Below are 2,852 nucleotides of genomic sequence, written 5' to 3' on the forward strand. Positions count from 1 at the left end.
CTGGCGTCGGTGCGGGCCGAGCTCGACGAGCTCGGCCCGGGCCTGCCTGCCGCGCGGGCGGCCGCGGGCGAGCTCGCGGTACGCGCGGCCGCGACGCTCGCCGCGACCGAAGGCAGCCGTTCGCTGCTCGTGGCCGATCACGCGCAGCGGCTGCTGCGCGAAGCGATGTTCACGCTCGTCTACGCGCTCGGGCCGGCGTCCCGCGCCGCGCTGCTTGCCAGGCTCGGCGCGGTCGCGGACGGTGCCGTCACCGGACGTTAGGCCCAATGCCGGGGAGTTGAGGCAATTGGGCCATTGGCGCAGCTGGCCCGATACAGCCGGGCCGTTGGCGCAGCTGGCCCAGTCGCGAGGACACGCCGGGTGGCCGTGCTGATCCTGGTCTTCGCGGTCAGGCTGGTGCGCCGCTGGCTGCGGCACCGCCGTTGGGCGGCACTGGCCGGCGCCCGCGCCGGGCGCGCGGTCTAGCTGCCGTCGCGCAGGTCGGCGGGCGCGCCGGGCTGGTAGGCGATGTTGTCGAAGACGGCGGTGCAGCCGGGGCCCTGGGGCGACTGGGCGAGGAAACCGACGCGCACGCCTGAGGACTCACCGAGCGTGAAATAGCGCAACAGCCGCCACCAGGCGCCGTCCGCTGAGGCGTGGAACGCCCACGCCCGGCCGGACCGGGTGATCCGCAGCCACAGCGGGCCGCCCCCGGTCTCGAACGAGTTGCTGTCGTCCGAGGTGGCCCGCGTCACCACGGTCACCGCGGTCGGGCGGTGCTGCGGGGACATCTCGTAGCAGAGCTTGGCCCACCTCCGCTCGCTCAGGTACAGCAGGAGCACGCCCGCGTCGTGGGCGCTGCCGAAGCTGACAGCGACCCGCGCGGCGAGCATGAAGTCGCGATCTGGCGGCAGCCCGGTCAGCCGGCCCGCGTCCGGCCGGGCCCCCTCGTCGCCGGCCGGGTCGATGAACAGGTCGGACTTCGCGCCGCTGGTCAGCGCTAGCGCCCCGCCGGACACGACGGCCTGGCACGCCGGGTTCCCCGACGGCTGCAGCGGAAACGGCAGTCCTGGAAGGACCAAATCGGTCATTCCCGCAGTCTGCCACGGGACATCCCGCGGCACGCGCCGCAGCGGGAGATCATGGGGTCATGAGTGAATGGACGGGCCGTCCCGCAGCGGAGATCGCGGCGGCGGTCCGGTCCGGCGCGGTCACGGCCGGCCAGGTGGCCGGTGACCACCTGGACCGGATCGCGAGGCTGAACGCCGAGCTCGGCGCCTTCGTCCGGGTCCGGGCCGCAGAGGCGGCCGCGGAGGCCGCCGCGGTTGACGCGCGGGCGGACCGCGCGGACCTGCCACTGGCGGGGGTTCCCGTCGCGATCAAGGACAACGTGCCGGTCGCCGGGGAGCCGATGCGGCTGGGCAGCGCGGCCGTGCCCGGCCGGCCGCAGGGCGAGGATCACCCCGTGGTCGCCAGGCTCCGCGCCGCCGGCGCGATCGTGGCGGGACTGACCAACCTGCCGGAACTGGCCATCTACCCGTTCACCGACAGCGCGTTCGGGATCGCGCGCAATCCATGGGACCGGCGCCGCACGGCGGGCGGCTCGTCGGGCGGCTCGGCCGCGGCGGTCGCGGCGGGGCTGGTCCCGATCGCCCATGGCAATGACGGCCTTGGCTCGGTCCGCATTCCTGCCGCCGCCTGCGGGCTGTTCGGGATCAAGCCGGGTACCGGCGTGGTGCCCGCGCGGCTTGGCGCCGACGGCTGGCACGGCCTTGCCGAGAACGGCGTGCTCGCCACGACGGCCGCCGACGCGGCCCTCATGCTCGGGGTGCTGGCCGGCACGGAGTTCGGCCTTGACGAGCCGCCGCGGCTGCGCGTCGCGGTGTCGGTCCGGCCGCCAGGCCCGGGGATCGTCGTGCACAGGACGTGCAAGGCGAGCGTCCGGCAGACCGGCGAACTGCTCGCGGGGTTGGGCCACGAGGTCCGCGACGCCGATCCGGCCTACCCGCTGTCGCTGACGCCGACGCTGATCTCGTACTGGTTCGCGGGCCCGGTCGGCGACGCCGGGCCTTCCCTGGCCGGGATGGAACCGCGGACCCGCCGGCACGTCCGCGCGGGCCAGGCGGTGCTGCGGGTGCGGCCGCCGCGCGGCACCGACAGGGAGCGGCTGCGCGGCGTGCTCGAGCCGTTCTTCGAGCGCCACGACGTGCTGGCCATGCCAGCGCTGGCCAGGCCCTGCCCGCCGGCACGACGCTGACCAGCACCGCGAGGAACGAGGAAGGAGCCCAGGCAGTGGACCTTGATGAGGCGATGCGCACCCAGCACGCGTGCCGCTACTACCGCGACGACCCGGTACCTGACGAGGTGCTGCAGCGGGCCGTCGAGCTCGCCCGGTTCGCCCCCAACGGGGGCAACCGCTGCCCGGTGCGTTTCGTCTTCGTCCGCGACGCCGGGCTGCGCAGGCAGCTCGGTGAGTGGTACCTGCCGCTGTGGGAGGAGGTCGCCGCCGCCGCCCGCGCGGGCGCCGCGCCGATCGAGACCGCGAGCGGGCAGGTCAAGACCACGCAGACGGGCTTTCGCGACCCGGCAAGGACGATGGCCGACGGCGACAACTTCGCGCGGCGGTTCGGCGAGTTTCCCGTGATCGTCGTCGTCTGCGCCGATCTCGCCGCGACCCACCCCACCGACACCGAGCTTGGCCGGCTGAGCATCGTGGCGGGCGGCTCGGTCTACCCGATGGCCCAGAACTTCTGCCTGGCGCTGCGCGCCCAGGGCGTCGCCACGACGTTCACCACGCTGCTCGTGGCGCGCGAGCCCGACGTCAAGGAGCTCCTGCGCATACCGGCGGACATCGCGACCGCGTGCCACATCGT

Annotated in this window: 4 protein-coding genes; 3 read left to right on the top strand and 1 reads right to left on the bottom strand. The window is 74.6% G+C overall.

The features are described 5' to 3' along the window. On the top strand, nucleotides 1-261 hold a 261-nt coding region (locus Q1N79_RS05750), incomplete at its 5' end, for a hypothetical protein (RefSeq protein WP_300605337.1). Nucleotides 262-461: 200 nt separating this feature from the next. On the opposite strand, the gene Q1N79_RS05755 is transcribed toward Q1N79_RS05750, so the two are convergent. Beyond that, the gene (locus Q1N79_RS05755) at nucleotides 462-1,070 is read right to left on the bottom strand and encodes a DUF1349 domain-containing protein (RefSeq protein ID WP_300605339.1); all 609 of its coding nucleotides are present in this window, start codon (nucleotides 1,068-1,070) and stop codon (nucleotides 462-464) included. A gap of 59 nt (nucleotides 1,071-1,129) precedes the next feature. Between Q1N79_RS05755 and Q1N79_RS05760 the strand changes: the two genes are divergently transcribed. Continuing rightward, a complete protein-coding gene (locus Q1N79_RS05760) occupies nucleotides 1,130-2,236 on the top strand; it encodes an amidase (protein ID WP_300605340.1) in 1,107 nt (368 codons plus the stop codon). Nucleotides 2,237-2,271: 35 nt separating this feature from the next. Continuing rightward, on the top strand, nucleotides 2,272-2,852 hold a 581-nt coding region (locus Q1N79_RS05765; protein WP_300605342.1), incomplete at its 3' end, for a nitroreductase family protein.

It is taken from the genome of Trebonia sp., from assembly GCF_030042015.1.
In the GTDB taxonomy this organism is placed as follows: domain Bacteria; phylum Actinomycetota; class Actinomycetes; order Streptosporangiales; family Streptosporangiaceae; genus Trebonia.

Excerpts from the sequence above, each read along its gene's own strand:
- Q1N79_RS05755 (WP_300605339.1), bottom strand. The coding sequence starts at position 1,070 with ATGACCGATTTGGTCCTTCCAGGACTGCCGTTTCCGCTGCAGCCGTCG.
- Q1N79_RS05760 (WP_300605340.1), top strand. The coding sequence starts at position 1,130 with ATGAGTGAATGGACGGGCCGTCCCGCAGCGGAGATCGCGGCGGCGGTC.